General features: G+C 64.8%; 27 protein-coding genes and 1 tRNA gene. 16 read left to right on the forward strand and 12 right to left on the reverse strand.

Features of this window, described 5'->3' with window-relative positions; translation table 11 throughout:
- Positions 1 to 39 precede the first annotated feature (39 nt).
- Together LH20_RS07445 and LH20_RS07450 are read right to left on the reverse strand one after the other, a co-directional pair.
- The gene (locus LH20_RS07445; RefSeq protein WP_053553665.1) at positions 40 to 729 is read right to left on the reverse strand and encodes a glutathione S-transferase N-terminal domain-containing protein; all 690 of its coding nucleotides are present in this window, start codon (positions 727 to 729) and stop codon (positions 40 to 42) included.
- A complete protein-coding gene (locus tag LH20_RS07450; RefSeq protein ID WP_053553666.1) occupies positions 726 to 1013 on the reverse strand; it encodes a chorismate mutase in 288 nt (95 codons plus the stop codon). Before LH20_RS07450 ends, LH20_RS07445 begins: the two co-directional genes overlap by 4 nt.
- Positions 1014 to 1122: 109 nt before the next feature.
- On the opposite strand from LH20_RS07450, the gene LH20_RS07455 reads away from it, so the two are divergent.
- From LH20_RS07455 to LH20_RS07465, 3 genes are all read left to right on the forward strand, one after another.
- Positions 1123 to 2136 carry a polyprenyl synthetase family protein gene (locus LH20_RS07455; RefSeq protein WP_053553667.1) on the forward strand — a complete coding sequence of 338 codons (1014 nt, stop codon included), beginning with the start codon at positions 1123 to 1125 and terminating at the stop codon, positions 2134 to 2136.
- Between the two features lie 7 nt (positions 2137 to 2143).
- On the forward strand, positions 2144 to 4618 hold the full coding sequence (gene hrpB, locus LH20_RS07460) for an ATP-dependent helicase HrpB (protein WP_053553668.1): 2475 nt from the start codon (positions 2144 to 2146) through the stop codon (positions 4616 to 4618).
- Between the two features lie 65 nt (positions 4619 to 4683).
- A complete protein-coding gene (locus LH20_RS07465) occupies positions 4684 to 4962 on the forward strand; it encodes an ETC complex I subunit (protein WP_053553669.1) in 279 nt (92 codons plus the stop codon).
- 4 nt (positions 4963 to 4966) lie between these two features.
- Here the strand turns inward: LH20_RS07465 and LH20_RS07470 are convergent, their stop codons facing one another.
- The 5 genes from LH20_RS07470 to LH20_RS07490 all read right to left on the reverse strand — a co-directional run bounded on the left by LH20_RS07470 (position 4967) and on the right by LH20_RS07490 (position 6996).
- Positions 4967 to 5185 (reverse strand): DUF4170 domain-containing protein, encoded by a 219-nt coding sequence (locus LH20_RS07470; protein ID WP_053553670.1) that lies wholly within the window; start codon positions 5183 to 5185, stop codon positions 4967 to 4969.
- A gap of 76 nt (positions 5186 to 5261) precedes the next feature.
- Positions 5262 to 5618 carry a hypothetical protein gene (locus LH20_RS07475; protein WP_053553671.1) on the reverse strand — a complete coding sequence of 119 codons (357 nt, stop codon included), beginning with the start codon at positions 5616 to 5618 and terminating at the stop codon, positions 5262 to 5264.
- Positions 5602 to 5997, reverse strand: coding sequence for a hypothetical protein (locus LH20_RS07480; RefSeq protein ID WP_053553672.1), 396 nt, complete (start codon positions 5995 to 5997; stop codon positions 5602 to 5604). The genes LH20_RS07475 and LH20_RS07480 overlap by 17 nt, the downstream gene beginning before the upstream one ends.
- The gene (locus LH20_RS07485) at positions 5997 to 6443 is read right to left on the reverse strand and encodes a phage holin family protein (protein ID WP_053553673.1); all 447 of its coding nucleotides are present in this window, start codon (positions 6441 to 6443) and stop codon (positions 5997 to 5999) included. The genes LH20_RS07480 and LH20_RS07485 overlap by 1 nt, the downstream gene beginning before the upstream one ends.
- A 4-nt stretch (positions 6444 to 6447) precedes the next feature.
- Positions 6448 to 6996, reverse strand: a complete 549-nt coding sequence (locus LH20_RS07490; RefSeq protein WP_053556159.1) for a hypothetical protein — start codon at positions 6994 to 6996, stop codon at positions 6448 to 6450.
- Between the two features lie 206 nt (positions 6997 to 7202).
- On the opposite strand from LH20_RS07490, the gene eno reads away from it, so the two are divergent.
- The 8 genes from eno to LH20_RS07530 all read left to right on the forward strand — a co-directional run bounded on the left by eno (position 7203) and on the right by LH20_RS07530 (position 14347).
- The gene (gene eno / locus LH20_RS07495) at positions 7203 to 8477 is read left to right on the forward strand and encodes a phosphopyruvate hydratase (protein WP_053553674.1); all 1275 of its coding nucleotides are present in this window, start codon (positions 7203 to 7205) and stop codon (positions 8475 to 8477) included.
- 82 nt (positions 8478 to 8559) lie between these two features.
- On the forward strand, positions 8560 to 9285 hold the full coding sequence (locus tag LH20_RS07500) for a hypothetical protein (protein ID WP_053553675.1): 726 nt from the start codon (positions 8560 to 8562) through the stop codon (positions 9283 to 9285).
- 52 nt (positions 9286 to 9337) lie between these two features.
- Entirely contained in the window at positions 9338 to 9664 is a 327-nt protein-coding gene (locus LH20_RS07505) for an FtsB family cell division protein (protein WP_053553676.1), read from the forward strand.
- A 325-nt stretch (positions 9665 to 9989) separates the two neighbouring features.
- On the forward strand, positions 9990 to 11060 hold the full coding sequence (gene pdhA / locus LH20_RS07510; protein WP_053553677.1) for a pyruvate dehydrogenase (acetyl-transferring) E1 component subunit alpha: 1071 nt from the start codon (positions 9990 to 9992) through the stop codon (positions 11058 to 11060).
- Between the two features lies 1 nt (position 11061).
- Complete coding sequence (locus LH20_RS07515) at positions 11062 to 12444, forward strand: pyruvate dehydrogenase complex E1 component subunit beta (RefSeq protein WP_053553678.1); 1383 nt, start codon at positions 11062 to 11064, stop codon at positions 12442 to 12444.
- A gap of 118 nt (positions 12445 to 12562) precedes the next feature.
- On the forward strand, positions 12563 to 13204 hold the full coding sequence (locus LH20_RS07520) for a hypothetical protein (protein ID WP_053553679.1): 642 nt from the start codon (positions 12563 to 12565) through the stop codon (positions 13202 to 13204).
- 82 nt (positions 13205 to 13286) lie between these two features.
- Positions 13287 to 14000 (forward strand): serine O-acetyltransferase, encoded by a 714-nt coding sequence (cysE, locus tag LH20_RS07525; protein WP_053553680.1) that lies wholly within the window; start codon positions 13287 to 13289, stop codon positions 13998 to 14000.
- Positions 14000 to 14347: a DUF2794 domain-containing protein gene (locus LH20_RS07530; protein ID WP_053553681.1), complete on the forward strand. Its 348-nt coding sequence runs from the start codon at positions 14000 to 14002 to the stop codon at positions 14345 to 14347. Before cysE ends, LH20_RS07530 begins: the two co-directional genes overlap by 1 nt.
- Here LH20_RS07530 and LH20_RS07535 read toward each other — a convergent pair.
- The 3 genes from LH20_RS07535 to LH20_RS07545 all read right to left on the reverse strand — a co-directional run bounded on the left by LH20_RS07535 (position 14325) and on the right by LH20_RS07545 (position 18390).
- Positions 14325 to 15389 carry a hypothetical protein gene (locus LH20_RS07535; RefSeq protein WP_053553682.1) on the reverse strand — a complete coding sequence of 355 codons (1065 nt, stop codon included), beginning with the start codon at positions 15387 to 15389 and terminating at the stop codon, positions 14325 to 14327. The genes LH20_RS07530 and LH20_RS07535 overlap by 23 nt on opposite strands.
- 194 nt (positions 15390 to 15583) lie before the next feature.
- On the reverse strand, positions 15584 to 16486 hold the full coding sequence (locus LH20_RS07540) for an SDR family oxidoreductase (protein WP_053553683.1): 903 nt from the start codon (positions 16484 to 16486) through the stop codon (positions 15584 to 15586).
- Positions 16487 to 16611: 125 nt separating this feature from the next.
- Positions 16612 to 18390, reverse strand: coding sequence for an ABC-F family ATP-binding cassette domain-containing protein (locus LH20_RS07545; RefSeq protein ID WP_053556160.1), 1779 nt, complete (start codon positions 18388 to 18390; stop codon positions 16612 to 16614).
- 133 nt (positions 18391 to 18523) lie between these two features.
- Between LH20_RS07545 and LH20_RS07550 the strand changes: the two genes are divergently transcribed.
- Entirely contained in the window at positions 18524 to 19267 is a 744-nt protein-coding gene (locus LH20_RS07550; RefSeq protein WP_053553684.1) for an SIMPL domain-containing protein, read from the forward strand.
- A 58-nt stretch (positions 19268 to 19325) separates the two neighbouring features.
- Here LH20_RS07550 and LH20_RS07555 read toward each other — a convergent pair whose 3' ends face one another.
- A complete protein-coding gene (locus tag LH20_RS07555) occupies positions 19326 to 19985 on the reverse strand; it encodes a prolyl hydroxylase family protein (protein WP_235527149.1) in 660 nt (219 codons plus the stop codon).
- A 128-nt stretch (positions 19986 to 20113) separates the two neighbouring features.
- On the opposite strand from LH20_RS07555, the gene LH20_RS07560 reads away from it, so the two are divergent.
- From LH20_RS07560 to LH20_RS07570, 3 genes are all read left to right on the forward strand, one after another.
- Positions 20114 to 20190, forward strand: a tRNA-His gene (locus LH20_RS07560).
- Between the two features lie 98 nt (positions 20191 to 20288).
- Positions 20289 to 21338 (forward strand): Glu/Leu/Phe/Val family dehydrogenase, encoded by a 1050-nt coding sequence (locus LH20_RS07565; protein WP_053553686.1) that lies wholly within the window; start codon positions 20289 to 20291, stop codon positions 21336 to 21338.
- A 129-nt stretch (positions 21339 to 21467) separates the two neighbouring features.
- A complete protein-coding gene (locus LH20_RS07570) occupies positions 21468 to 21821 on the forward strand; it encodes a YbaN family protein (RefSeq protein WP_053553687.1) in 354 nt (117 codons plus the stop codon).
- A gap of 34 nt (positions 21822 to 21855) precedes the next feature.
- On the opposite strand, the gene LH20_RS07575 is transcribed toward LH20_RS07570, so the two are convergent.
- Positions 21856 to 24411 carry a TonB-dependent receptor plug domain-containing protein gene (locus LH20_RS07575; RefSeq protein WP_053553688.1) on the reverse strand — a complete coding sequence of 852 codons (2556 nt, stop codon included), beginning with the start codon at positions 24409 to 24411 and terminating at the stop codon, positions 21856 to 21858.
- A 315-nt stretch (positions 24412 to 24726) separates the two neighbouring features.
- On the opposite strand from LH20_RS07575, the gene ccmC reads away from it, so the two are divergent.
- On the forward strand, positions 24727 to 25458 hold the full coding sequence (gene ccmC / locus LH20_RS07580) for a heme ABC transporter permease CcmC (RefSeq protein WP_053553689.1): 732 nt from the start codon (positions 24727 to 24729) through the stop codon (positions 25456 to 25458).
- Position 25459: the final 1 nt, after the last annotated feature.

Below are 25459 nucleotides of genomic sequence, written 5' to 3' on the forward strand. Positions count from 1 at the left end.
AACGGGCCGCGCCCCGTGCCGGCGGAGGCTGGTCGTGCCTTAAGCCGCAGTCACTTCGAGGCCGCGCTGTACAGCTGGCCGCGCCAGGCCCGCGCCGAGCCACCGCTGGACGTGAACGAAACGGTCGAACCCGACAATGTCGCCCGCTTCATAAAAGCCGATCAGATTGCGCACCCAGCCGAGCAGCGAGATGTCGGCAATGCTGTAATCATCGCCCATAACCCAGGAGCGCTCAGCGAGCCGCGCGTCGAGGACCCCGAGCAGGCGCGCGGATTCGGCCGCGTAGCGGTCACGCGGGCGCTTGTCTTCATAATCCTTGCCGGCAAATTTGTGGAAAAAGCCAAGCTGCCCGAACATCGGTCCGACGCCGCCCATCTGCCACATCAGCCACTGGATCGTTTCGTAACGCGCGTTCGGATCGGAGGCGAGGAACTGCCCTGTCTTGTCGGCAAGATAAATAAGGATCGCGCCCGATTCGAACAGCGCCAGCGGTGTGCCGTTCGGCCCGGTGGGGTCGTAGATCGCGGGAATCTTGCCATTGGGATTGAGCGCGAGGAAAGCGGGATCGTGGCTTTCGTTTGCCATGATATCGATCCGGTGCGGCTCGTAGGCAATGCCCGTTTCCTCGAGCATGATGCCGACCTTCACCCCGTTGGGGGTTGGCGCCGAGAAGAGCTGGAGGCGATCGGGATGCTGCGCTGGCCAGCGCTCGAATATGGGATGCGTCATGCCTCTTTCTCCCGCTTCGCTTTTTCGTGATGGCGGATCACCTCATCGATGATGAAGCGCAGGAATTTCTCGCTGAATTCGGGGTCAAGATCCGCATCGCGCGCGAGCCGGCGCAGGCGTTCGATCTGCCGCGCCTCGCGGTCGGGGTCGGCGGGGGGAAGGTCCATCGTCGCCTTGAGCTCGCCAACCGCCTTCGTCACCTTGAAGCGTTCGGCGAGCATATAGACGAGCGCGGCATCGATATTGTCGATACTCTGGCGAAAACGGCTCAACTGGTCGTCCATCGGGCGGGCGGCTCCTCTCGTTCGCGGCACGCTTGGCACTGCAACGGGGGCGCTGGCAAGCCGAAAGTCGTTGCAAATTGCCCCCCGCGCGGCCAAGGGAGCGCTCGCCATGACTGCGGAAATCCATCAGCTCCACGGGGATCGCCCGCCCTCGCTCGACCCGATGATGGCGCTCGTCGCCGCCGACATGAATGAGGTGAACGCGGTCATTCTCGACCGCATGCAGTCGGAAGTCCCGCTGATCCCCGAGCTCGCTGGGCATCTTATCGCCGGCGGCGGGAAGCGGATGCGCCCCATGCTGACGCTCGCCTGCGGGCAATTGCTCGACTATCCGGGACACCGGCACTGCAAGCTCGCCGCCGCGGTCGAATTCATCCACACCGCGACCCTGCTCCACGACGATGTCGTCGACAAGTCGGACCTGCGCCGGGGGCGGCAGACCGCAAACATGATCTGGGGTAACAGCGCCTCGGTTCTCGTCGGCGACTTCCTCTTCAGCCGCGCTTTTGAGGTGATGGTCGAAGACGGATCGCTGAAGGTGCTCAAGATACTCTCGCGTGCGTCGGCGGTGATTGCCGAGGGCGAGGTCAACCAGCTCTCCGCGCAGCGCCGGATCGAGACGAGCGAAGATCAGTATCTTGCGATCATCAACGCCAAGACCGCCGAGCTCTTCGCCGCGGCGTGCAAGATTGCCGCAGTGGTCGCCGAGCGCGACGAGGCGACCGAGGCTTCGCTCGACGCCTATGGCCGCAACCTCGGCATCGCCTTCCAGCTCGTCGACGATGCGATCGACTATGTGTCCGACGCCGAAACGATGGGGAAGGGCGTCGGCGATGACTTTCGCGACGGGAAGGTGACGCTGCCCGTCATCCTTGCCTATGCCCGGGGGAGCGCGGAGGAACGCGAATTCTGGAAGCAGGCAATCATCGGCCATCGCGCCTCTGACGCTGACCTTCTGGAGGCGAAGGCGCTGCTCCTGAAGCATGATGCCATCGCGGACACCCTCGCGCGGGCGCGTCACTATGGCCAGCGCGCGGTCGACGCGATCGGCGGCTTCCGCGCGAGCCAGGCGAAGGCGGCGTTGACCGAAGCTGTCGCCTTCGCGGTCGCCCGCGCCTATTGAGGAAGCGATGGCCGCCGCGCGCCAGCCGCTTCCTATCGACGCCGTCCTGCCCGATATCCTCGCGGCGTTGACGCTCAAGCCCAGTCTCGTCGTCGTTGCGCCCCCGGGGGCGGGCAAGACCACGCGCATTGCCCCGGCGCTCCTCGACCAGCCATGGTGCAACGGCGCGGTGTGGCTCCTCTCGCCCCGGCGTCTTGCGGCTCGCGCCGCGGCCGAACGCATCGCGGAGGAAAGGGGCGAGCCCGTGGGGGGGCTCATTGGCTATGCGACGCGGCTCGATAGCAGGCAGTCGGGTGCAACGCGCCTTCTCGTCATGACGCCTGGGCTCTTCCGCACCCGCATTCTGGCGGACCCTGAGCTTGCCGGGGTGAGCGCAGTGCTGTTCGACGAGGTGCACGAGCGTAGCCTCGATGGAGATTTTGCGCTGGCGCTCGCCATCGACGCCCAGCAGGGCTTGCGTGATGATCTTCGCCTCGTTGCCATGTCGGCAACGCTCGATGGCGCCCGCTTTGGCGCGCTTCTCGGTGATGCGCCTCTCGTCAAGAGCGAGGGCCAGAGCTGGCCGCTCGGCCTTCGGCACCTCGGCCGCCGTGCCGAGGACCGGCTCGAGGCGAGCGTCCTCGCAGCCGTCCGCCAGGCGCTCGCCGACGAAGCCGAGGGCGACATACTCGCTTTCCTGCCCGGCGCTGCCGATATCGAGCGCACGGCGGCGGCGGTCGACGAAGCGCGCCTCCCCCTTGTCGTCCACCGACTCCACGGACAGATCGATCCCGCGCTGCAGCGCAAGGCGCTCGTCCGCGACCCTGATGGCCAGCGCAAGCTGATCCTCGCGACGAGCATCGCCGAGACCAGCCTCACCATCGACGGGGTACGGATCGTCATCGACGCCGGCCTCTCACGCCGTCCCCGCTTTGACAAGGCGGCGGGGATTGCGCGGCTCGTTACCGAGCGGGCGAGCCAGGCTTCGGCCACGCAGCGGGCGGGCCGCGCGGCGCGGCAGGGGCCGGGGGTCGCTTACCGCTTGTGGGAAGCCCCGGCGACCGCGGGCATGCCGCCCTTCGACCCGCCCGAGATCCATGAGAATGACCTGATGCCGCTCGTCCTCGACTGCGCGAGCTGGGGGATTGTTGATCCCCGCCAGCTCGGATGGCTGGACCCGCCGTCGCCTGCCGCCATCACCGAGGCGAAGGCGCGGCTGATCGCAATCGGCGCGCTCGGCGAGGATGGCCGGATCACCGCCCACGGCAAGACGCTCGCCGCAGTGCCGCTACCCGTGCCGCTCGCGCACATGCTGCTCGACGCCGCCGCGGCAGGGGAGGCCGAGCTTGCGGCCCGGCTCTGCGTGCTGCTCACCGAGCCGGGTCTGGGCGGGCGCGCGGTTGATGTCGAGGCGCGCCTGCAGCGCTGGCGCGGTGCGAAGGGTGAGCGCAGCGAGGGCGCGGGGCGGCTCGCACGGCGGCTCGCGGCCCTTGCTGGACGGCTCGCGGCGAGGAGGGATCAGCAGCCCTCACGTTCGATTGGCGGCTGGATCGCGACCGCCTGGCCTGACCGGGTTGCGCGCGCGCGTTCAGGACAAAGGGGCGAATATCTGAGCGTTGGCGGGCGCGCCTATCGGCTCGACCCCGCCGAACCGCTCGCGAACAGCGAATGGCTCGCTATCGCTGACGCGCAGGGGCATGCAGCAGGGGTGCGCATTCTCGCAGCGGCGCCGATCGACGCCAGTGAGATCGAGGCGCTGTTCGCTGACCGAATCGTCGCCCACGCGGCGAGCCGCTACGACGCAGCAAGCGACCGCGTCGACCATCGCCGCGAACGGCGGCTCGGTGCGATCACCCTTGCAAGCGGCAAGGCGGGGCCCAGCGAAGGGGCGGAAGATGATGTGGCGGTGCGCCTCGCGGCCGTACGCGACAAGGGACTGGGAGTGATCGGCTGGGGGCGGGCGTCGCAGGCGCTTCGCCAGCGTGCATCGTTTGCGGGGCTCGACATCCTCTCCTCAGTTGCGCTTGCCGACAGCCTCGACCTCTGGCTCGCCCCGCTCCTCGCTGAAAGCCGAGGACTGCGCGACATTCCCGATCGCAGGCTGGTCGACGCGCTGATGGGCCTCCTCGACTGGCCGGCACGCCAATTGCTCGAAAAGCGCGCGCCCGCCGAATATATGACGCCAGCGGGGAGCCGTCACCCGATCGATTATGGCGCCGAGGGCGGGCCGACGGTGAGCGTGCGGGTGCAGGAATTGTTCGGGCTCGCGCGGCATCCGAGCGTCGGCGAGCCGCCGGTGCCGCTCATCCTCGCGCTAACCTCGCCAGCCCACCGCCCGATCCAGACCACGCGCGATATTGAGGGTTTCTGGGGCGGAAGCTGGCACGATGTGGCGCGTGAGATGCGCGGTCGTTATCCGAAACATAGCTGGCCCGATGACCCGGCGCGCGCGCGGCCAACCCTGCTCACCAAGGCCGCGCAGGCACGGCGTGATGCGCAATAGCCTCTTTCCGCGCCGGATTGGAACGGCTAAGGCGGCGGCATCGAAAGCACTTACGAGGACGAGCGATGAAAGCGCGGATTTTCCAGAAACCCAAGAATGCGATGCAGTCGGGCCGCGCCGGAACGCAGCGCTGGATTCTGGAATTCGCACCCGCCGAACCGCGCAAGGCTGACCCGCTGATGGGCTGGGCAGGCAGCGGCGACACGCGCCGGCAGATCCGCCTCGGTTTTGCGACCCGCGAGGCGGCGCTCGCCTATGCCGAGCGCAACGGGATTGAAGCCGAAGTCGTGCCGACCCCGACCCGAACCCTCAAGATCCAGGCTTACGCCGACAATTTCCGCTAAGCGTTCAGACGTCGGCGTCGGGTTGCAAGAGCTTGTGGAGATGCACGACGACATATTTCATTTCCGCGTCGTCCACGGTGCGCTGCGCGGCAGCGCGCCAGGCCTTTTCGGCTGACTTGTAATCGGGAAACAACCCGACGACGTCGAGCGCGGTGAGGTCGACGAAATCGAGGCCTTGCGGATCGCTGACGCGTCCGCCGAAAACGAGGTGCAATTTGCTCATGATGCTGTCCTTGGCGCAGTGCGCGGGGGAGGAATGGGGCGCCCCCTAACAGCGCTGCGCCCTTGCGGCAAGCAGATCAATCGTCCTTGCTGTTTGACTTGGGCAATAGCGAGCCGAGCAAGGCGCCGACCGCGGCGGCCCCGGCGACGAGTGCGATCGGCTGCTTTTCGGCAACATCCTTGAGCCTGCTGCTTGCACGCTTCGCCTGTGCCTTCCCCCTTTCATAGGCCTGGCCGGCCGCTTCGCGGGCAGCGTCGGCCTGCTCGCGGCCCTTTGCGGCAAGCTCGCCCGTCGCCTCGCGGGCGCGGTCATAGCCGTCCTGCAACCGTGCGCGCGCCGCCTCGGCGGCTGCCTTCGCGCTGTCAGCGGTCTTCTCCGCGAACTCGCTTGCTTTTGCGCGCGTGTCGCGAGCGGTTTCACTGAGGGGCTTCATCATCTTCCTCCACGAGGCTTTCGGCTTCATCGGCCGCTTGGTTTTCTGAGGGCGAGGGCTGCAAATGGGCGAACGCCCCCTCGGCGAGGTCGCGCACCTTCCGGCCGAGGCGCGGAACATGCTCCTTGAGCGGCTCACGAAACAGCCAGGCGATCCCGGCCATCGCGGCGAGGGCGATCGGCAGACGATTTTCGCGGAACTGCTCGCGCACCATATGCGCTGCATCGTCGACCTTCTCACCGACACGATATTTCCCGCGGTCGAGAAGCGATCCGGGCTTCAGGGCGTCGCCGGCAACTTGCAGCTTACGCCGCAGTTCGGCGCGCTGGATCATCGAGCGGCGTGCGGCGTTGATGAGACGAGCGCGCGAGGGCCGCATCATTCCTCTCCCCGTGCAAGCAGATCATCGCGAAACGCCGCCTTGACGTCGTCGAAGCGAGTTCGCGCGCGCCAAGCCGCAAGGCCCGCGACAAGCAGCAGCAGCGCCACCACGATGAGCGTCGCGAGAAGCGGGCCGACATTCTGCGCCAGAACCAGGATGGCACCAAATGCGAGCGCCAGCATCGCAACCAGCAGCGCGCAGAGCGCGATGAAACCCCACGCCGACGACCAGACCGTCCCGTGATAGGCGAGCGCGCCGCGCGCCTTGAAGAGCGCGACTTCCGCTTCTGCTGCCGCGCGCAGATCATCGACCACATCGCCGACGATCTTGTCGAGCGGCACCGGCGGCGGTGTCACGGGACGCCCGTCGGGTGCATAGCCGTGGCTCACACCATCGAAGCCGCGCTCGGACGGCGGCGGGGTGTCGGGTGCTGGGGACGACAAGGGATCAGCCGTTGTTCGATCCGCCCTTCAGCATGCGGGCGAGCACGAATCCGAGCACTGCCGCGGCCCCAACGGCGACCGCCGGGCTTTTCTTGACAAAGTCACGCGTGGACGCGGCGAGTTCGTCGAGATCCTTCTGGTCGAGCGTAGAGGCAAGACCTGCCACGGTCGAGGCAGCCGAACGGGCATAATCGCCATATTGCTTGCCGAACTTGCTGTCGACAGTGCCAGCGCTGTCCTCGAGCATCTTGGCAAGGCTGCCAACGGCCTCGGCGGCCTTGTCCTTGCCCCGGCTCGCAGCATCGCGCGCTTTTGCCGAAGCCTGGCCCGCCAGCGTCGATGCTTCGCCTTTCAAAGAGGCGGCCTTCTTCGACGCTTCGGATTTGATCGTTTCGCGCGTCGCGGCGAGCTGGTCGCGGATCGGGCGCTCTTTTGCAGTCTTGACGGTAGCGGGCTTGACGGCGGGAGCCGCCTTGGTCGCGCCCGCCTTCGCAGGCGCCTTGGGACGGGGTGCAGCGGCTTTCTTCGTGGCGGGAGTTGCGGCCTTTGCCATCATCATGTCCTCTTCTCGTTCCGGGCGTCACGCCTGCCGGTCGTGCGCATCCCTTTTTGGTCCTGTTCGAATATATAGCAAGGCGCGTCCAATGGTTCCATAGCACCGCAAAATTCCTATGCGTCTTGCGCTCTCATGCAGCCACCGATAACAGGCACGCGCCCATTCACCCGGCCCGTTCGCGGCCCCCAGCAGGACCTTTTTTCATGACCGCCATCATCGACATTCACGGCCGCGAAATCCTCGACAGCCGCGGCAATCCCACTGTCGAAGTCGATGTGCTTCTCGAGGACGGCAGCTTCGGTCGCGCAGCGGTTCCCTCGGGCGCTTCGACCGGCGCGCATGAGGCGGTCGAGCTGCGCGATGGCGACAAGGCGCGCTATCTCGGCAAGGGGGTGACCAAAGCGGTCGATGCCGTGAACACCGAAATCGCCGATGCGCTGATCGGCCTCGATGCCGAGGACCAGCGCGAGATCGATACGGCGATGATCGACCTCGACGGCACGCCGAACAAGGGCCGTCTTGGCGCCAACGCCATCCTCGGCGTGAGCCTTGCCGCCGCAAAGGCCGCGGCCGACGCGCGCGGGCTACCGCTCTATCGCTATGTCGGGGGCGTCTCGGCGCGCACGCTTCCCGTGCCGATGATGAACATCATCAACGGCGGCGAACATGCCGACAATCCGATCGACGTTCAGGAATTCATGATCATGCCGGTCGGCGCCGGCAGCATCGCCGAAGCGGTGCGGTGGGGAAGCGAGATATTTCACACGCTCAAGAAGGGCCTGTCGGCAAAGGGGCTCGCGACCGCAGTCGGCGACGAAGGCGGTTTTGCGCCGAACCTCGCCTCGACCCGCGACGCCCTCGACTTCATTGCCGCATCGATCGATCAGGCGGGGTTCAAGCTCGGCAGCGATGTGGTCCTGGCCCTCGACTGCGCCGCGACCGAATTCTTCCGTGACGGCAAATATGAGATCAGCGGGGAAAAGCTTTCGCTGTCCCCTGAGCAAATGGCCGAATATCTCGCCGCGCTCGTCAAGGACTATCCGATCAAGTCGATCGAGGACGGGATGAGCGAGGATGATTTTGCGGGCTGGAAGGCGTTGACGGACCTCATAGGCGACAAGTGCCAGCTCGTCGGCGATGATCTTTTCGTCACCAACCCGGCGCGGCTCGAGGAAGGCATCAAGACCGGCCTTGCCAACTCGCTGCTCGTCAAGGTCAACCAGATCGGGACGTTGAGCGAAACCCTTGATGCCGTCGATATGGCCCACCGCGCGCGTTACACGGCAGTGATGTCGCACCGTTCGGGCGAAACCGAGGATTCCACGATCGCCGACCTCGCGGTGGCGACCAACTGCGGCCAGATCAAGACCGGCAGCCTCGCGCGTTCCGACCGGCTCGCGAAATACAACCAGCTGATCCGGATCGAGGAAGAGCTGGGCGACATGGCGCGCTATCCGGGTCTGGCGATTTTCGGTTGATCGCCGAGCCTTTGCGCGGGGGTTGCCAGCGCCCCCGCATTCGCTAGGACTGAGCCCTCGCATAGCGAACGGGGGGTTTCCGATGAAGGAGCGGGTACCTGCGGCCGCGCGGTCGCGGCTGTTCCTGGGCCTCGCCTGGGTCGGGGCAGCGGCAGCGTTGGTGGGCTTTGCCAAGACCTTCATTCACCCGCTGCTCACCGGCACCTTTCGCGGGCATCCAGCCATATATGGGCACGCTGCACTGCTCTTTGGCTGGGTCGCCTTCTTTCTGGTCCAGACGTTGCTGGTTAATCGCGGCAAGCTGGTCTGGCACCGGCGGTTGGGCGGGATCGGGGCGGCGCTTGGCATAGGGGCCGTGGTGTCGACGATTGCCGTCGCGACGCTCGCGGCTCGCCGAACGGCAGCAGCGGGCGATCTTGACGGCGCGCAAGGCGAATTGCTCGTCGTGCAGCTGGAGATGAGTGCATTTGCAACCCTCGTCGCGGCGGCGATCCATTTTCGCCGGCGCCCTGACATTCACAAGCGGCTCATGCTGCTTGCGTTCATCGGTTCGCTCGGCCCCGCCTGGTTTCGCTTCCGTCACTATTTCCCGGAGGTCGGCAACCCGCTTTTCCTCTATTCGGTCCTGCTCGCCGACTCCCTGATCCTCATCGCGATGCTCGCCGACCTGCTGCGATACGGGCGCCCGCATCGCGTCTATGTGCAGGCCGGCGGTGCGATGGTGGCATTGCACCTTGTGGAGGTCTTCGCCTTCGCTTCGTCGCCCTTTCGGGCCGTAGCCGCGACGATTGCAGGTCCGATGCTCTGAATCTGGCCGCATCCCGCTTGACGCCGCGAATCAACTCTGATTCAAGGCGCTGATGACGCAGCGCCACAAATTCCGCAAATCGGTAGATCGGGCCATTGGTCCGACGATCGCGGTGATCGCGGTGGCGGCGATGATCGGCTATATCATCTTCGGCCCAACCGGTCTTTACGCCTGGGGCGACTATAGTCAGTCGGTCGAGAAAAAGCGCGTGGTGCTGAGCGAACTGACGAAGAAGCAGAACGAGCTTCAGAACCGCGTCAACCTGCTCGACCGACGGCGGGTCGATCCCGATCTCGCCGACGAATATGTGCGAGAAAAGCTTGGCGTGATGCACCCCGACGAGATCGCAATCCCGATGGACGGGGCCAAGAGGCCCTGAAGGCACGCCGCTCCCCGTAGCGCGGGGTTTCCTTTTCAACGCGGGTGAATTCGAACCCGCAGACGGGCCCCGCGTTACCACGCTCCTCATAGCGCCTCGCCGCGACCGGATCGCGGCGGCCCCCCGTGTCGGTCGGGGGTGCGGCTGCGATTGCACGAAATGCAATCGTGCGGAGGGAACAAATGGCCCGATTGCAGCGCTTTGGATTGCAGAAATTGCATACGTAGAGCGCCCGCCTCTCGCCGTCCCGGCGAAAGTTGCCAAACAGGGCAGGGCGCCCCTATAGGGGGCCTTGCCGTAACGGCTAAACGCAAAGGAAATCGCCTTGGCCAAAGCACCCGCGCGCAATGCCACCGCGCCAAAAAAATCCGCCTCCACGCCCGCTCCCACGCCGAACCGCGAGAAGCCCCGCGACCCTGCGCCCTATGAGGCGACGCCTGAGGAACTCGAAAAATTCTATCGCGAGATGCTGCTGATCCGCCGCTTTGAGGAGAAGGCCGGTCAGCTTTATGGTCTCGGCCTGATCGGCGGCTTCTGTCATCTTTATATTGGCCAGGAAGCCGTTGCAGTGGGCCTGCAGTCGGCGCTCGACGGCGACAAGGACAGCGTGATCACCGGCTACCGCGATCACGGCCATATGCTCGCCTATGGCATCGACCCCAAGGTCATCATGGCCGAGCTCACCGGACGCCAGGCCGGCATTTCGAAGGGCAAGGGCGGCTCGATGCACATGTTCAGCGTCGAGCATAAATTCTATGGCGGGCATGGCATTGTCGGCGCGCAGGTGTCGCTCGGCACGGGCCTTGCCTTTGCCCACAAATATCGCGGGGACGGCGGCGTCGCCATGGCCTATTTCGGCGACGGCGCGGCGAACCAGGGCCAGGTGTACGAGAGCTTCAACATGGCCGAGCTCTGGAAACTGCCGATCATTTTCGTGATCGAGAACAATCAATATGCGATGGGCACCTCGGTCAATCGCTCGTCGGCCGAAGACCAGCTCTATCGCCGCGGCGAGAGCTTCCGCATCCCCGGCATGCAGGTCGACGGCATGGACGTGCTCGCGGTGCGCGGCGCGGCGGAAGCCGCGCTCGAATGGGTGCGCGCGGGCAAGGGGCCGATCCTCCTCGAGCTCAAGACCTATCGCTATCGCGGCCACTCGATGTCCGACCCTGCCAAATATCGCAGCCGGGAGGAAGTTCAGGCGGTGCGCGACAAGAGTGACGCTATCGAGCATCTGAAAAAGCTGATGCAGGACGCTGGAATCAGCGAAGACAAATTCAAGGAGATCGACAAGGAGATCCGCCAGATCGTGAGCGACGCGGCCGACTTTGCCGAAAGTGCGCCTGAGCCCGACCTTTCCGAACTCTATACCGACGTGCTGGTGGAGCAATATTGAGATGGCGATCGAATTGAAGATGCCGGCGCTTTCGCCGACGATGGAAGAAGGCACGCTCGCCAAGTGGCTCGTCAAGGAAGGCGACACGGTAAAGTCAGGCGACATTCTCGCCGAGATCGAGACCGACAAGGCGACGATGGAATTCGAAGCCATTGACGAGGGGACAATCGCCTCGATCCTGGTTCCCGAGGGCACCGACAACGTCAAGGTCGGAACCGTGATCGCGACGATCGCGGGCGAGGGCGAGGATGCTGCAGCGCCTGCCGCAGCGCCGGCTCCCGCTCCGGCTGCAGACGCTGAGACGGCCGAGCCCGATCCGACGCCCGCACCTGTTCCTGTCGCCGAGAAGCCTGTGGCAAAGGAACGGGCGTCCGATCCAGACATTCCGCAAGGCACGGCCATGCAGCGGCTGACCGTGCGCGAAGCGCTGCGCGATGCCATGGCCGAGGAAATGCGCAAGGATGAGCGCATCTTCGTGATGGGCGAAGAAGTCGCCGAATATCAGGGTGCCTACAAGGTTACCCAAGGCCTGCTCGACGAGTTCGGCGACAAGCGGGTCGTCGACACGCCGATCACCGAATATGGCTTTGCCGGCCTCGGCACCGGTGCCGCGATGGGCGGTCTTCGGCCGATCATCGAGTTCATGACCTTCAACTTCGCGATGCAGGCGATCGATCACATCATCAACTCGGCGGCGAAGACCAACTATATGTCGGGCGGCCAGATGCGCTGTCCGATCGTGTTTCGCGGTCCCAATGGCGCTGCGAGCCGCGTCGCGGCGCAGCACAGTCAGAATTATGCGCCCTGGTATGCAAGCGTTCCGGGCCTCATCGTGATCTCGCCCTATGATGCGGCCGATGCAAAGGGGCTGCTGAAGGCCGCGATCCGCAGCGAAGATCCTGTCGTCTTCCTCGAGAACGAGCTTCTTTACGGCCGCAGTTTCGATGTCCCCGAGGTTGAGGATTTCGTGCTGCCGATCGGCAAGGCCCGAATTATGCGCGAAGGCAGCGACGTCACAATCGTCAGCTACTCGATCGGCGTCGGGCTCGCGCTCGAAGCCGCCGACGCATTGGCTGCCGAGGGGATCGAGGCCGAGGTCATCGACCTTCGGACCCTGCGTCCGCTCGACACCGAGACGGTTCTGGCGAGCCTCAAGAAGACGAACCGCCTCGTCATCGTCGAGGAAGGCTGGCCTGTCTGCTCGATCGCGAGCGAGCTCGCGATGGTCGCGATGGAGCAGGGTTTCGACGACCTCGATGCCCCGGTAACGCGCGTTTGCAACGAGGATGTGCCGCTGCCTTACGCTGCAAATCTTGAAAAGGCGGCGCTGGTCGACACCCCGCGTGTGATCGCGGCGGTGAAGGCCGTTTGCAACCGGGGCTGATTTTCAGCGCCGCACCCAAAGTCCGCTCGCACCGAGCTTGCCGACGGGAAAAAACTCTTTCGGCAAGCTTGGGGAGAGCTGTTCTTATTGCGTGCGTTCGGTTCTAACGCAGGGCGGCATGACAGCTGAAGCGGCACCCCTTCCGAGCCTCTATCCGGACCTTCGCGACCCGCGCGTGATGGTCGCGGCACCGCGCGCGCGGCGCGCGGCGCTCGCAGGGCTGTGGGCGCTCGCCGAGCGGCTGACCAGGCTGCTTCGGGATGCGCGCGAGCCGATGATCGGGCAGATCAAGCTTGCCTGGTGGCGTGACATGATGGCGCTGCTGGCCAGCGATCCCGCCGCGCTGCCAAAGGGCGAGCCGCTGCTCGCCGAGTTGCAGGCGAACTGGGCCGGAGAGGGCGGGCTCGCCGCGCTTGTCGATGCGGCGGAAGCGGCGCTCCTTGCCGATAGCGATCCGGCGCGCCGGGATGCCGCGCGAGCCTTTGGGGCGGTGCTGTTCAGCCTTTCTGGCGGCGCGGAGGCGGCGGGATGCCGATGGGGCCTCGTCTGGAGCGCCGCGCTCCAGGAGGAGGAAAGTGCGGCGCGGGACCTGCTTGCTGCTGCCCGCGCCGAGCCCGCCCAGCCGCGTGCGGCCTTTTCAGGAACGCGCGCCTTGCTGATGCTCGATCGCTGGGCAGGGGCGATCGCGGCGCGCGCAGGTGAGCGCCATTGGCGCCGCGAAGGATTGCTGCTGCTGCGCATAGGCCTCATGGGCCGCTGATCGAATAATATGCGCCAGGGGTGGAAATAGGGTACGCCAGCCTCTATCTTGCGGCAAACCACAGGGTCTCAGGGGACATTCTATGTTCAACGGGCTGGTCGCCTATCTCGATTCGATCAAGGCGCGCGACCCTGCGCCGCGGTCGCGCTGGGAAATCCTCCTCTACCCGGGGCTGCTCGCGGTCGGCATGCACCGCGTGGCGCACTGGCTGTTCGAGGCGGACCTGTTTTTTCTCGCGCGCTTCGTCAATCACCTTGCGCGCTGGCTCACCGGGATCGACATTCACCCGGGGGCGAAGATCGGCCGCCACCTCTTCATCGATCACGGTTTCGGCGTCGTCATCGGCGAAACCGCAGAGATCGGTGACAATGTCTCCATCTACCAGGACGTGACGCTGGGCGGCACAGACCCTGCCAATGGCATTGGGGGCAAGCGTCATCCGACGCTCGCCGACGACGTGATCGTAGGCTCTGGCGCGCAGATTCTGGGGCCGGTCACCGTCCACGCGCGCGCGCGCATCGGCGCCAATGCGGTGGTGACCAAAGACGTGCCCGAAGGCGCGGTGATGGTCGGCATTCCCGCGCGCTCCACGCTCGTTGACGCGGCTGAATATGCCCGCGAGTTCGTGCCCTATGGCACGCCGTGCAGCGAAACCTTCGACCCTGCGACGCAGAAGATCGAGATCCTTCAGTGCCAGCTTGAGCAATTGCAAAAGCAGCTCGCAGCGCTGATCGCCGAGCGCGATGCCGAGGGCAATGACACGTCGCGGCGCAAGGGGAGCCGGACGCGCGCCTGATGGGGACGGTGACACCTCTGCCGCCTTCACTCCGCGCGGCGCCGCTCCAGACGGGCTTCGACCGGCACGAGTTGACCCGTATCCTCGATCTTTACGGACGCATGGTCGCGGCCGGAAAGTGGCGCGACTACGCGATGGATTTTCAGCGCGATGTCGCGATCTTTTCCGCCTTTCGGCGGACCGCCGAGCGCCCCGAGTATCGCATCGAAAAGCGCCCCGCCTTGCGAAGCCGCCAGGGCATGTGGTCCCTGGTCTCCGAGGGCGGGGCGATCCTGAAGCGCGGGGACGAGCTATCGAATGTGCTCGCCCCCGTCGAACGCAAGCTTATGAAGCTGGTTGGGGGCTGACCGTCGCCGGCAGCTGGCTCGCAAGATTGGCGGGCAGCGTCCCGACCACCGCTGCACGCGCATTCTGCCAGAAAGCCGAAAGCAGCAGCAGCGCCGAGCCGATCACGAAGGCGGTCAGTGCAACGTTGAGTTCAACCGCGCCGAAGGTCTGGAAGAGCTGGGTCAGCGCGAAGAGCACATAGGCGAGCGCGGAGACGAGCAGCGCCCGTCGATCGATCGCGAGCGCGATCAGCCCGAACAGCACATAGATGGCCACGACCATCACCGCCGCGCCGCTCGAGATATTGTCGCCCTGCGTTACGCCGAGAAGGTGGAAGATCGGATGCGCAATCATCGGCGCCGCAAGAAGATGGAGCCAGAAGGCAACGTCGCTACGGCGTGTCTGGCGCGTCCGGTCGCTGCGATCCCACCACATTGCAAGCGCGAAAACGCCGAGCCCGGCGACGAGCACCAGTGTCATTACAAGCGTCTGCGAATGCTGCGGGACACCGGTGAGCGACAGTATCAGAGCAACCGCCGTCGCCGCGAGCGCCGCGGTTCCTGCCGCGACCGTGATCGGCACCATGAAGCGCCTCCAGTGCAGCCAGGTCGCGCCCGCTGTGACGAGCGCGATGCTGCCGGCAAGCAGCGCGCCGAGCGTCTCGCCCGGACTCCTGCCGAACAGGGCTTCGCCATGTGCAACGAGGAAGCCGACCATCGTCGCGGCGACGCCGCCGGCAAAGGCGAGCATCAGCACGATGCTCGGAAGCGCCATGCGACGCTTACGCGTGAAATACTCCGCAAGAAACCATGAAGACGCCGCAACAAATGCGCCCGCGAGGGCATTGTGGATCGATTCTCCGATCCACGCGACGGCGACGAGGAGGATCACCGCGGCGATGCTGACGAAGATGTCGTTGAATCCGGTGATGAGGCGAAAATGCTCCTCATCGGCACCGGGAGCGGCGCGAACCGACGCGACGTGCGACCGGAAAGCCGCGGCGGCCTCCGGCGTCAACACTTTTGCATCGACCGCAGCTTGCAGGTCGCTTTCACTGTACATCGGGGTCGTCCTTCTAGACCGATCCCCTTGCCCCGCGCAGTTTATGCCACAGCTGTATTGGTGATGCAATACGATAAGTCAGGCAGGCATGCGCCTGTTTCGGCGCCATCCGCGCCGATGATGACCGCAGCGCGGTAGGTCCCCCAGGCAGGAACGCCGACAGGGCGTTCCTGCCTGGCAGGGGGGTGTCAGCTTCAGCCAAGCGCCTGCAGCGCCTTCATCACGATCATCGACTGTTCGCTTCCCGATTGCGGGACGATTTCGCCGGTGCGGTCGGTGATCTTGTCCCACGCGGCAGCAATGCCTTCGGGGGTGCGCTCGTCCTCGGGGAGCGCGACGCCAGGCGTCGCGGTGACATAGGCGGCGTGATAGGCCCCCGCGCCCGCGCCGACGATCATGTTGGTGGGGGCGTCCTCGCTGACGAGGAAGAGCGCCGCGGGCACCACATTTTCCGGTGTGAACTTTTCGAACAGTTCGGGCGGGAAGATGTCCTCGGTCATGCGCGTTCCTGCAACCGGTGCGATGGTGTTGCAGCGGATATTATATTTTGCGCCTTCAAGGTGAAGCGTCTTGGTAAGCCCTGCGAGGCCGAGCTTTGCCGCTCCATAATTTGCCTGGCCAAAATTGCCGTAGAGCCCCGTCGACGAGGCGGTCATCAGGATGCGGCCATAGGCCTGTTCGCGCATCAGGTCCCAGCATGCCTTGGTGACGTTGGCGCTGCCGATGAGGTGGACCTTCACGACGAGGTCGAAATCCTCCATCGTCATCTTCGCGAAGCTCTTGTCGCGCAGGATCCCCGCATTGTTGACCAGAATGTGAACGCCGCCCCATTCTTCCTTCGCCTTTGCCACCATTTCGGCCATCTGCTCATATTCCGTCACGCTGCCGCCGTTCGACATGGCGGTGCCGCCCGCCGCGCGGATTTCCTCGACCACCTCGAGCGCTGCGTCCGAATGCCCCGTACCATCGCGTGCGCCGCCAAGATCGTTGACGACCACCTTCGCCCCGCGCCGCGCGAGTTCGAGCGCATATGCGCGGCCGAGCCCACCGCCGGCGCCGGTCACTATGGCCACGCGTCCGTCAAAATTGATCGTCATGATGAACTCCCAAAAGCCGGGGTCCCAGATGGGTTGCCCAAGAAAACCGGTCCGTCCCTTAATCGTTCGCAGCGCGCTGGCAAGGGCGAAAGGGCGGAAAAGAGCACGGCCTGAGGAAGCCAGGTTTAGCCCAATGCCTCCACCTCTTCGGCGAGCGCGAGCCAGCGGTCTTCGGCTGCAGCCTTTTCGCCGCGCAGCGCCTCCAGCTTCTCGGTCAGCGCCGTGAAGCGGGCGGGATCGCGGCTGAAGAGGCTGCCGTCGGAAAGCTCGGTCTCGATCCCCGTCATTTCCGCCTCGATCGCCTCGATCCGCGCGGGGAGAAGGTCGTAGTCACGCTGATCCTTGTAGCTCAGCTTCTTGCGCGCCTGAGGCGGGGAGGGCGGGGCCGGAGCGGCCTGCGCTTTCGCCTTGGCCGCGACGGGTTTCACCCGCTTTGCTTCCCAATCTGCATATCCGCCGGCGACGACATCGACCTTGCCCGAGCCGTCGAGACCCAAGGTCACCGTGACCGTTCGGTCGAGGAAGTCGCGGTCGTGACTGACCAGCAGCACCGTTCCGTCATAATCGGCGATGACCTCCTGCAAGAGGTCGAGCGTCTCAAGGTCAAGGTCGTTGGTCGGCTCATCGAGGACGAGAAGGTTCGATTCCCGGGCAAATTCGCGTGCGAGAAGAAGCCTCGAACGCTCGCCCCCCGACAATGCGCCAACGTTCGCATCGGCGATGGCGGGGTCGAAGAGAAAATCCTTCAGATATCCTTGGACATGCTTCTTGACCCCGCGGACCTCGACCCAGTCGCCCCCATCGGCAAGGATGTCCCGCACCTTCTTCTCCGGCGAGAGAAGACTTCGCTGCTGGTCGATGACGATGCCGTCGAGCGTCGGAGCGAGGGTGACGCTCCCTTCGTCCGGAGCGATTTCGCCGGTCAGCAGCTTCAGCAGGGTTGATTTGCCCGCACCGTTGGCACCGACGATACCGATCCGGTCGCCGCGCTGGATGCGAAAGGTAAAATCCTTGATGATCACCCGCTCGCCAAAGCATTTGGTGATGTGCTCGGCCACGATCACCGATTTCGACCGGACATCGTCGTTGGCCAGCCCGAGCTTCGCGACTCCGGGACCGCCAATCATCGCGGCGCGCGCGGCGCGCATCTCCATCAGTTTCTCGAGCCTGCCCTGATTGCGGCGGCGCCGCGCGGTCACGCCACGTTCGAGCCAGTGGGCCTCGAGTCGGAGCTTGGCATCAAGCTTTTCGGCGGCGCGGGCTTCCTCGGCAAAGACAGCCTCGGTCCATGCATCGAAGCCGCCGAAGCCGATCTCCTTTCGCCGGATGTTCCCGCGGTCGAGCCACAGGGTCTGGCGGGTCAGGCGGGTCAAGAAGGTGCGGTCGTGGCTGATGACGACGAAAGCGCCCGCAAAGCGCGACAGCCACCCTTCGAGCCAGTCGATCGCGGCGAGGTCGAGATGGTTCGTCGGTTCGTCGAGCAGCAATACGTCGGGATTTTGCGCGAGCGCGCGGGCGATCGCGGCGCGGCGGCGCTCCCCGCCCGAAGCGCTGGCGGCCTCGCGCGTCATGTCGATGCCGAGCTGGTCGGCGATCGCGGCAACCTCATGCTCGGCGGGGGCGAGCTCGCCGCCTGTCGCATAATCCATCAGCGTGACAAAGCCCGTGAAGTCGGGCTCCTGTTCAAGAAGAACCACATGCGTGCCCGGGACGATCGTGCGCTTGCCCTTGTCGGCGTCGATGTGGCCGGCGAGCAGCTTGAGCAAGGTCGTCTTGCCCGCACCATTGCGGCCGATCAGCGCAAGCCGGTCGCGCGCGCCGATGTAGATATCGAGGTCCTGGAACAGCCATCCGCTGCCCTGGACCAGGCCGAGGCCTTCATAAGAGAGAATGGGGGCTGCCATGATGAACGGCTCGCTACCGATGCGTTCAGCCTGATGCAAGCCGCCTCCGCGCAAGGGCGGAACGGGTCTGCTCCGTCAGCGTTACGGGGTGGAGACCAACAGGGACCGGACGTCCGGCGTACAGGAGATTGAAATGACGAAGTCCATGTTCACCGCTATGGCCGGCGGGCTCGCGCTATTGGCCGCCGCGCCCGCGCTTGCGCAGCCAGGAGGAACGACGGTGACGACAGCGACGCAGCAGGGCCCAATATTGAGCTTTACGGTCAGCGAGGAGGTCCGTGCCCGCCCCGACCAGGCGACCATCGGCGCCGGGGTCACAACGACTGCGCCGACCGCGGTGGCAGCGATGCAGGCCAACGCTGCGGCAATGGACAAGCTGATCGCGGCCGCCAAGGCAAAGGGCATCAAGGCCGAAAATATCCAGACGAGCGGCATCAACCTGTCGCCGCAATATGATTATAACAATCGCGGCGACGGCCAGCCGCCGCGCTTCCTTGGTTATCAGGTTTCGAACAGCGTTCGCGCAACCACGAACAGGATCGACGACATCGGACCGCTGCTTGACGCGCTGGTCGCAGCAGGCGGCACCAATGTCGATGGGCCCTGGTTCGCGATGAAGGACCCTGACGCGATGCTGGTCGGCGCGCGCGGGGCAGCGATCAAGGCTGCGGAGGCAAAGGCGCAGGATTATGCCAAGCTCACCGGCTTCAGCGGCGCCCAGCTTGTCTCGATCAGCGAAGGGAGTTTCGGCGGCCCGCAGCCCCCGATGCCGGTGGCGCGGCTTCAGGCCATGGAAGCTGCAAAATCGACTCCGGTCGAGCCGGGACAGGTCGGCAATACGCTGACGCTGAGTTTCCAGTACCGGTTGGTGCCGTAAGGGGATCGGGCCCCGGCGCAAGCCGGGCCCATGTGTGTGGAGCCCCGGCTCGCGCACATCAGTCCGAAAGTTCTTCTTCGGCCCAAGGCCAGGGGCGCTCGCGAAACCATTTCGTGATGATGTATTTGCGCCCCTTGCGCACCTTCATCCCATGGTGGAGCGTATCGGAGTTGGGCTCGCCGCCAGCGCCGATATTGTTCCAGGCGAGGAGCTTTCCCGTTTCAGGCCGGTGGATCTTGCCGGTCGCGAGGAACCGCGTCGCACCGCCGGCCGCGGGCTCATTGAGGTAAACCATCAGCGTCCAGCTGCGCTGGCCCGGGACGGTACAATAGGTCTCCCAATCCGCACCATGGGGGTCGAAGAAGTCTGTATGCGCCTTGAACTCCTGTCCGACATCATAGCGCTGTCCCTGGAGCGGCTCGCCAAACTCAAGCGGGATCCCGGTAAGCGCGTGCAGCTTTGCGTTGACGGAGCGAACGAGCGGATCGCGGTGATCAAGGTCGCAGGTTGTGCTTGTACGGAACGCTTCGTCGCCATTGGGATCGGCGATTGTCGACGGCCGCACGTCGCGGTCGATCCTCTCGACCAATGCCGCGCAGCTTGCCGGGTCGAGAAAGCCGGGCAGGATGAACTGTTCAAGCTTTTCCGTCGGCGCGCGCCGGATCCTTGGAACGCCAGCAAGCCGCGCGGCGGTCTGGTCGGCACACGACGTAGCCATGTCGACGGATCGGTTTTCGGCCATGATGCGCTTCTAGGCGTTGCCCTCGGTGCGAACAATGCTTGACGAAAAGGGGCGTGCCGCCTATCGCCCGCGCGCTGTCGGCGGCATGTCCGTCCGGCCTTGTGGCGATCGTAGCTCAGTTGGTTAGAGCACCGGTTTGTGGTACCGGGGGTCGTGGGTTCAAGTCCCATCGGTCGCCCCATTTTCCCACGTCATGCGCGATTCAACCTTTGGCGTGACTCTGCGCCGACGTTGCTTTATTACATCTTTGCGTAATTTTTTAACGTGAAGGGTCAAGCCATGTCCGCTGTCTGGGATTTCGCCGATTTCGACGATCACGAACATGTCCACATGTTCCGCGACCGGGCGAGCGGGCTCACGGCGGTGATCGCCGTGCATTCGACGCATCTGGGGCCCGGCGCCGGCGGGGTGCGCTACTGGCATTATCCGCAGCGGGCCGCAGCGATCACGGACGCCCTGCGGCTGTCGCGCGGGATGAGCTACAAAAATGCGATGGCGGGGCTGCCGATGGGCGGCGGCAAGGGCGTGATTCTCGCAGACGAAGGCGCAGCGAAGAGCCCCGAACTCCTCGCTGCCTTCGGGCGGGCGGTCGAATCGCTCGGCGGGGCTTATGTGACGGCCGAAGATGTCGGGATCACGGATGCTGACATGGTCGAAATTGCAAGACACACCAAACATGTCTCGGGACTACCCGTGGCGAGCGGCGAAGCGGGGGGCGACCCCGGACCATTGACTGCGTTTGGCGTCTATCTCGGGATCAAGGCGGCCATCCGCGAAGGCCTCGGGACCGACAGTGCGAAGGATGTGCGGATCGCCATCCAGGGCGTCGGCAGCGTCGGTGCGGGGGTCGCGCGGAGGCTTGCGGCGGAAGGCGCGCAGCTGACCCTGGCCGACGTCAACCTCACGCGGGCGAAGGCGCTGGCCGACGAACTCGGTGCCGAGCTCGCCGATTCGGCGGCGATCATGGAAATTGAGGCTGACGTGCTGAGCCCGAACGCCCTCGGTGCGATCCTGAACGAGAAAAGCATCGAACGGCTCAAGGTGTCGATCGTTGCGGGCGCTGCGAACAACCAGCTTGCGACGGCTGCTGACGGCCAGCGTATCCACGATCGCGGGATCGTCTATGCCCCTGATTATGTGATCAACGCCGGCGGCATCATCAACGTGGCACTGGAGTATCTGGGACAGGGGAGCCGCGAAGAGGTTGAAAGCCGGATCCGCCAGATACCCGGCCGCCTTGCCGAGATTTGGGCCGAGAGCAAGGCGAGCGGCACGCCGGCGGCCGTGGTGGCCGACCGCATGGCCCAGAAGCTGATCGGGCGAGGGTAGGGCGCCTCGACCGGCCGAAGCCGTGATCTGCGCAGGGGCCTCCTGCCACGGGCGGCGATGCTTCCTCCCGCCGGGCGGCTACAATTGGCGGCTGGCGTCCACTCTGATTTGCGCTAAGCCCATGGCCGCATGAAGCGGCACTTCTATCTCGTCAGCGGCTGGGCGTCGCTCGCACTGGGCGCGCTAGGCGCTTTCCTGCCGTTGCTGCCGACTGTGCCATTCGTGATCCTGGCCGCTTTCTGTTTCGCGCGCTCCTCGCCCCGGCTCGAGGCGTGGCTGGTGACGCATCCGCAGTTCGGACACCATATCCTTGCCTGGCGCGAGAAAGGTTCGATCAGCCGCAAGGGGAAGATCGCCGCGACGACGGCCTTCGCGATCAGCATCCTTCTCGCCGCAATTTTCTCGCCCTGGCCGTGGGTCATGCTACCGGTCATCGCCGCCGCGGTCACCGGAAGCTGGATATGGACGCGGCCGGAAGCATAGCTCCCGGCCGCATCGATACTATTATGGCGCCCCGTCAGAAATCGACGGACAAACGTCCGTAGACGAAGCGGCCGCTGAAGCCGAAGGGCGAGAAGGACGAATAGGGCAGGAAGGCATTGTTGAGCCCGTAGTCGAAGCCGCCCACGACCCCGTAGGGCAAACGGTCGGGATATTCGTCGAGCAGGTTGTTCGCGCCGACGGCGAGCTGGACCGCTTCGACAGGACGGAAGCGCGCTTCGAGATCGACGACCCATTTGGGCGACAGGGTAATGTCACCCGGTGCATCGCCCTTCGCAATGGCGATGTCACCGCTCGGCCCCGGGATGAACACCGAACCATAGCGGTTGCCCCGCAGGGTCAGGCCGGCGGGACCCGATTCCCAATCGAGCCCGATGTTGAGCTTGTTCGACGGTTGCCCCTCGGTGAGACGAAGGCTTTCGGGCCGCGCGAACAGGCGCGCAGCGGTAAAGCCGCTGAAGGTTCGCCGGTCGGTGATCTTCGTGTCGTTGAGGTTGTATCCCGCGGTCAGCGTCACCTTGCCGATCCCCATGTCGGGCAATCGGTAACTTGCAACCACGTCGAGCCCCTGGGTGCGCGTGTCGATCCCGTTGATGAAGAACCGCGCCGACGAGCCCGGGACCCCCGCATCTTCCAGTATCTGCTGGACGTCTGCGCCCTGCAGGTTTTCGGTGAGGGTGATGCGATCCTTGATCTTGATCCGGTAATAATCGACCGTGAGATTGAGCCCCGGGACCATGGTAAATACAAGGCCCCCGCCCAGATTCACCGACTTTTCGGGCTTGAGCGGCTGGGCGCCAAGCGCCACCGCGATCGGCGAGCCGACAGGAAAGGTGCCAACTTCCACGAGGCCAACGCCGGTCAGATTGACCGTCGAGGTGGTGGAGAAGAATTGCTGCGCCATGCCGGGAGCGCGAAATCCCGTCGATGCTGACCCGCGCAGCGCGAGCCCGTCGACGGGCTCGAAGCGCGCTGCGACCTTGCCGTTCACCGTGTCTCCGAAGTCGGAGAAATGCTCGTAGCGGCCCGCAACCTGAATATTGAACATGTCGCTGAGGTCCGCGTCGAGCTCGACATAGCCTGCAAAACTGTCGCGCGAGGCATCGACCTCGGAGCTCGGCAGGAAGCCCCCGAACACCTGCGATCCGACCCCGGCGCCGTTCGTGTAGAAATAAGGGCCAACAGCATAGCTTGCAGGCTCGCCTGCGACGATCTTGTAATTCTCGTTCCGCCATTCGCCGCCGAGCGCCAGCGAGGTATTGCCAAGCCCGATGTCGAGATCACGCTGGGCGTCGAAATTCACCGCGGTCTGGCCATAGCGCATGCCGCCCGCGTCGAACTTGCGGGGACTGTGGTCGCCACCGAGCGAGACGTTGACGCTGTTCTCCACGCCATAGTCGAGCCGGTTTGATCCATAGTTGATCGAAAGGTCGAGGTTCCAGCCGCCCGCTTCGCCTCGAATGCCGCCGGCGACCGCGATGTCATGGATGGTGCTCGTAATGAAGGGTAGATAGCCGTCCTCGTAGATCGGTGCACCGCCATTGTCCCAGTCGGCATTGCGGGCATCGAGAGCGCGGCGGAAGAAGCCCGCGGCATTCGCATCGCGCACACCATAGCTGCCGAAACTGTAGAGCTCCCACCCGCCGGCATCCATGCCGGCGTTGTAAAAGAAGTTCATATCTTTTGATTCGCCGTCACCAAAGCGATGCCAGAAGCGGTCGATCGTCGTCTCGCGCGGGTCGCCTGCCGCGGCATAGTTGCGGCGAAGATCGGCGCCGGAGCGATTGGTGGGCGAGCGGTCCTTATACTCGGCCGTGAAGTTCAGGTAACCATCGTCGCCGACCGGCAGGCCGATGTTGGTGGCCATCGTCAGCGTGCCCCCATCGCGCCGCGTGCGGTCGGAATCGGTGAGGGTGATGACCGGATTGTCGGAAGCGCCGGTGGTCGGCGCGACGCTCGCGACGTTTTTCACGTCCTCCATCGTCGTGATATATTTGCCGTAGGTGATCTGTGCCCGGCCGCCGACGCTCTTCTTGAGCTGGATATTGATGACCCCCGCGATCGCGTCGGACCCATATTGCGACGAGGCGCCGTCGCGCAGCACCTCGATCCGCTCGATCGCGATGGGCGGGATCGTGTTCATGTCGACACCCGACGAGCCCCGACCTACCGAGCCGTTCAGATTGAGAAGCGACGAGAGGTGGCGGCGCTTGCCGTTGACGAGAACGAGCACCTGGTCGGGCGCGAGGCCGCGCAGCGTCGCGGGACGCAGGGAATCGGTACCATCGGTGAGCGAAGGCTGCGGAAAGTTGAACGAGGGAACGAGCTGGTTGAGGAGCCGGTTGGTTTCGGTGGTGCCGCTATTGGCGAGCGAATCCGCCGAAATTACATCGATCGGCACGCTGCTGTCGGCAATCGTGCGGTCGGTACGGCGCGTGCCCGTCACGATGATCAGCGAGTCTGCATCTTCCTCGGATGCGCCAGCGTCCTGCGCGGCGGCGGGAGCCGCCCAGCAGGTGGTAGCCAGCGCCGTCGTAAGGGCGAGGAGGGTGAGGGGATGAGAAGTTCGCATGTGAAGCTCCCTGTTATTGCGCGAAATGCGGTGGACCAAAACTCCGCCCCCGCGCCTGCCATCGCCACCCTTTTTCGACGAGCGATGGGTCAATTATTATATTTTGCGGTTCACTGTGATAATTGAGCAACAGATCATGGGCCAATATTGGCATTACGTTACAGGTAATTGCGGTGTGCCTGCTATGGGCCCTTGTCGCGCTGCAGCTTTTAGGAAACGCTGCGCTGCAGCTGCTCTCGAGCATCGGAGAAGGACAATCTGTCCACGCCATAATGCTGGACCACCGGGACATCGTCGCTTAAGGCTTCGCGCGCGATGCACGCCTATGCGAACCCTGCCCGTTTCCTGGCCATTGCCCGCCCGCTGACCCCTTGGCTGCTTGGCCTGGGTATGGCGCTGCTGTTCGCTGGTGCGTGGGCCGGACTTGTCCTGGTCCCCGGCGATTACAAGCAGGGGGAAACGGCGCGCATTCTTTATGTCCATGTCCCTTCGGCCTGGCTCGGCATGGGCGGCTGGTCAGGGCTTGCGGTTGCGGGGCTTGTCCAGCTTGTCTGGCGCCACCCGCTCGCGGGGATTGCGGCGCGCGCGATTGCGGTGCCGGGGATGCTTTTCACCGCGCTATGTCTCGCCACGGGTTCGATCTGGGGCAAGCCGACCTGGGGCACCTGGTGGGAGTGGGACGGCCGGATGACCTCGATGCTCGTTCTCCTCTTCCTCTATGCCGGCTTCGTCGCGTTGACGATGGGCGATGAAGGCGGACGGCAGGGGGGGACTTTGCCGCGCGGCGCCGCGGTCTACGCGCTCGTCGGCGCGGTCAATATCCCGATCATTAATCGCAGTGTCGTGTGGTGGAACAGCCTGCACCAAGGGCCGAGCATCACGATGCGCGGATCCTCGATCGACGGCGCTCTCTTGTGGCCACTTGGCTTGACCTTGCTCGGCTTTTCGCTGTTGTTCGGCGCGATAGTCCTGATGCGCATGCGGCGGATCATTGCCGATAATCGCGTTACGGCGCGGCTGCGGCGGATGGCCGACGAGGAGGATTAGA

It is taken from the genome of Sphingopyxis sp. 113P3 (assembly GCF_001278035.1).
Lineage (GTDB): Bacteria > Pseudomonadota > Alphaproteobacteria > Sphingomonadales > Sphingomonadaceae > Sphingopyxis.

What these genes read in the sequence shown, in the direction of transcription:
- LH20_RS07445 (WP_053553665.1), bottom strand. Translation starts at nt 729, where the DNA reads ATGACGCATCCCATATTCGAGCGCTGGCCAGCGCAGCATCCCGATCGC.
- LH20_RS07450 (WP_053553666.1), bottom strand. Translation starts at nt 1,013, where the DNA reads ATGGACGACCAGTTGAGCCGTTTTCGCCAGAGTATCGACAATATCGAT.
- LH20_RS07455 (WP_053553667.1), top strand. Translation starts at nt 1,123, where the DNA reads ATGACTGCGGAAATCCATCAGCTCCACGGGGATCGCCCGCCCTCGCTC.
- hrpB (WP_053553668.1), top strand. Translation starts at nt 2,144, where the DNA reads ATGGCCGCCGCGCGCCAGCCGCTTCCTATCGACGCCGTCCTGCCCGAT.
- LH20_RS07465 (WP_053553669.1), top strand. Translation starts at nt 4,684, where the DNA reads ATGAAAGCGCGGATTTTCCAGAAACCCAAGAATGCGATGCAGTCGGGC.
- LH20_RS07470 (WP_053553670.1), bottom strand. Translation starts at nt 5,185, where the DNA reads ATGAGCAAATTGCACCTCGTTTTCGGCGGACGCGTCAGCGATCCGCAA.
- LH20_RS07475 (WP_053553671.1), bottom strand. Translation starts at nt 5,618, where the DNA reads ATGAAGCCCCTCAGTGAAACCGCTCGCGACACGCGCGCAAAAGCAAGC.
- LH20_RS07480 (WP_053553672.1), bottom strand. Translation starts at nt 5,997, where the DNA reads ATGCGGCCCTCGCGCGCTCGTCTCATCAACGCCGCACGCCGCTCGATG.
- LH20_RS07490 (WP_053556159.1), bottom strand. Translation starts at nt 6,996, where the DNA reads ATGGCAAAGGCCGCAACTCCCGCCACGAAGAAAGCCGCTGCACCCCGT.
- eno (WP_053553674.1), top strand. Translation starts at nt 7,203, where the DNA reads ATGACCGCCATCATCGACATTCACGGCCGCGAAATCCTCGACAGCCGC.
- LH20_RS07500 (WP_053553675.1), top strand. Translation starts at nt 8,560, where the DNA reads ATGAAGGAGCGGGTACCTGCGGCCGCGCGGTCGCGGCTGTTCCTGGGC.
- LH20_RS07505 (WP_053553676.1), top strand. Translation starts at nt 9,338, where the DNA reads ATGACGCAGCGCCACAAATTCCGCAAATCGGTAGATCGGGCCATTGGT.
- LH20_RS07515 (WP_053553678.1), top strand. Translation starts at nt 11,062, where the DNA reads ATGGCGATCGAATTGAAGATGCCGGCGCTTTCGCCGACGATGGAAGAA.
- LH20_RS07520 (WP_053553679.1), top strand. Translation starts at nt 12,563, where the DNA reads ATGACAGCTGAAGCGGCACCCCTTCCGAGCCTCTATCCGGACCTTCGC.
- cysE (WP_053553680.1), top strand. Translation starts at nt 13,287, where the DNA reads ATGTTCAACGGGCTGGTCGCCTATCTCGATTCGATCAAGGCGCGCGAC.
- LH20_RS07530 (WP_053553681.1), top strand. Translation starts at nt 14,000, where the DNA reads ATGGGGACGGTGACACCTCTGCCGCCTTCACTCCGCGCGGCGCCGCTC.
- LH20_RS07535 (WP_053553682.1), bottom strand. Translation starts at nt 15,389, where the DNA reads ATGTACAGTGAAAGCGACCTGCAAGCTGCGGTCGATGCAAAAGTGTTG.
- LH20_RS07540 (WP_053553683.1), bottom strand. Translation starts at nt 16,486, where the DNA reads ATGACGATCAATTTTGACGGACGCGTGGCCATAGTGACCGGCGCCGGC.
- LH20_RS07545 (WP_053556160.1), bottom strand. Translation starts at nt 18,390, where the DNA reads ATGGCAGCCCCCATTCTCTCTTATGAAGGCCTCGGCCTGGTCCAGGGC.
- LH20_RS07550 (WP_053553684.1), top strand. Translation starts at nt 18,524, where the DNA reads ATGACGAAGTCCATGTTCACCGCTATGGCCGGCGGGCTCGCGCTATTG.
- LH20_RS07555 (WP_235527149.1), bottom strand. Translation starts at nt 19,985, where the DNA reads ATGGCTACGTCGTGTGCCGACCAGACCGCCGCGCGGCTTGCTGGCGTT.
- LH20_RS07565 (WP_053553686.1), top strand. Translation starts at nt 20,289, where the DNA reads ATGTCCGCTGTCTGGGATTTCGCCGATTTCGACGATCACGAACATGTC.
- LH20_RS07570 (WP_053553687.1), top strand. Translation starts at nt 21,468, where the DNA reads ATGAAGCGGCACTTCTATCTCGTCAGCGGCTGGGCGTCGCTCGCACTG.
- LH20_RS07575 (WP_053553688.1), bottom strand. Translation starts at nt 24,411, where the DNA reads ATGCGAACTTCTCATCCCCTCACCCTCCTCGCCCTTACGACGGCGCTG.
- ccmC (WP_053553689.1), top strand. Translation starts at nt 24,727, where the DNA reads ATGCACGCCTATGCGAACCCTGCCCGTTTCCTGGCCATTGCCCGCCCG.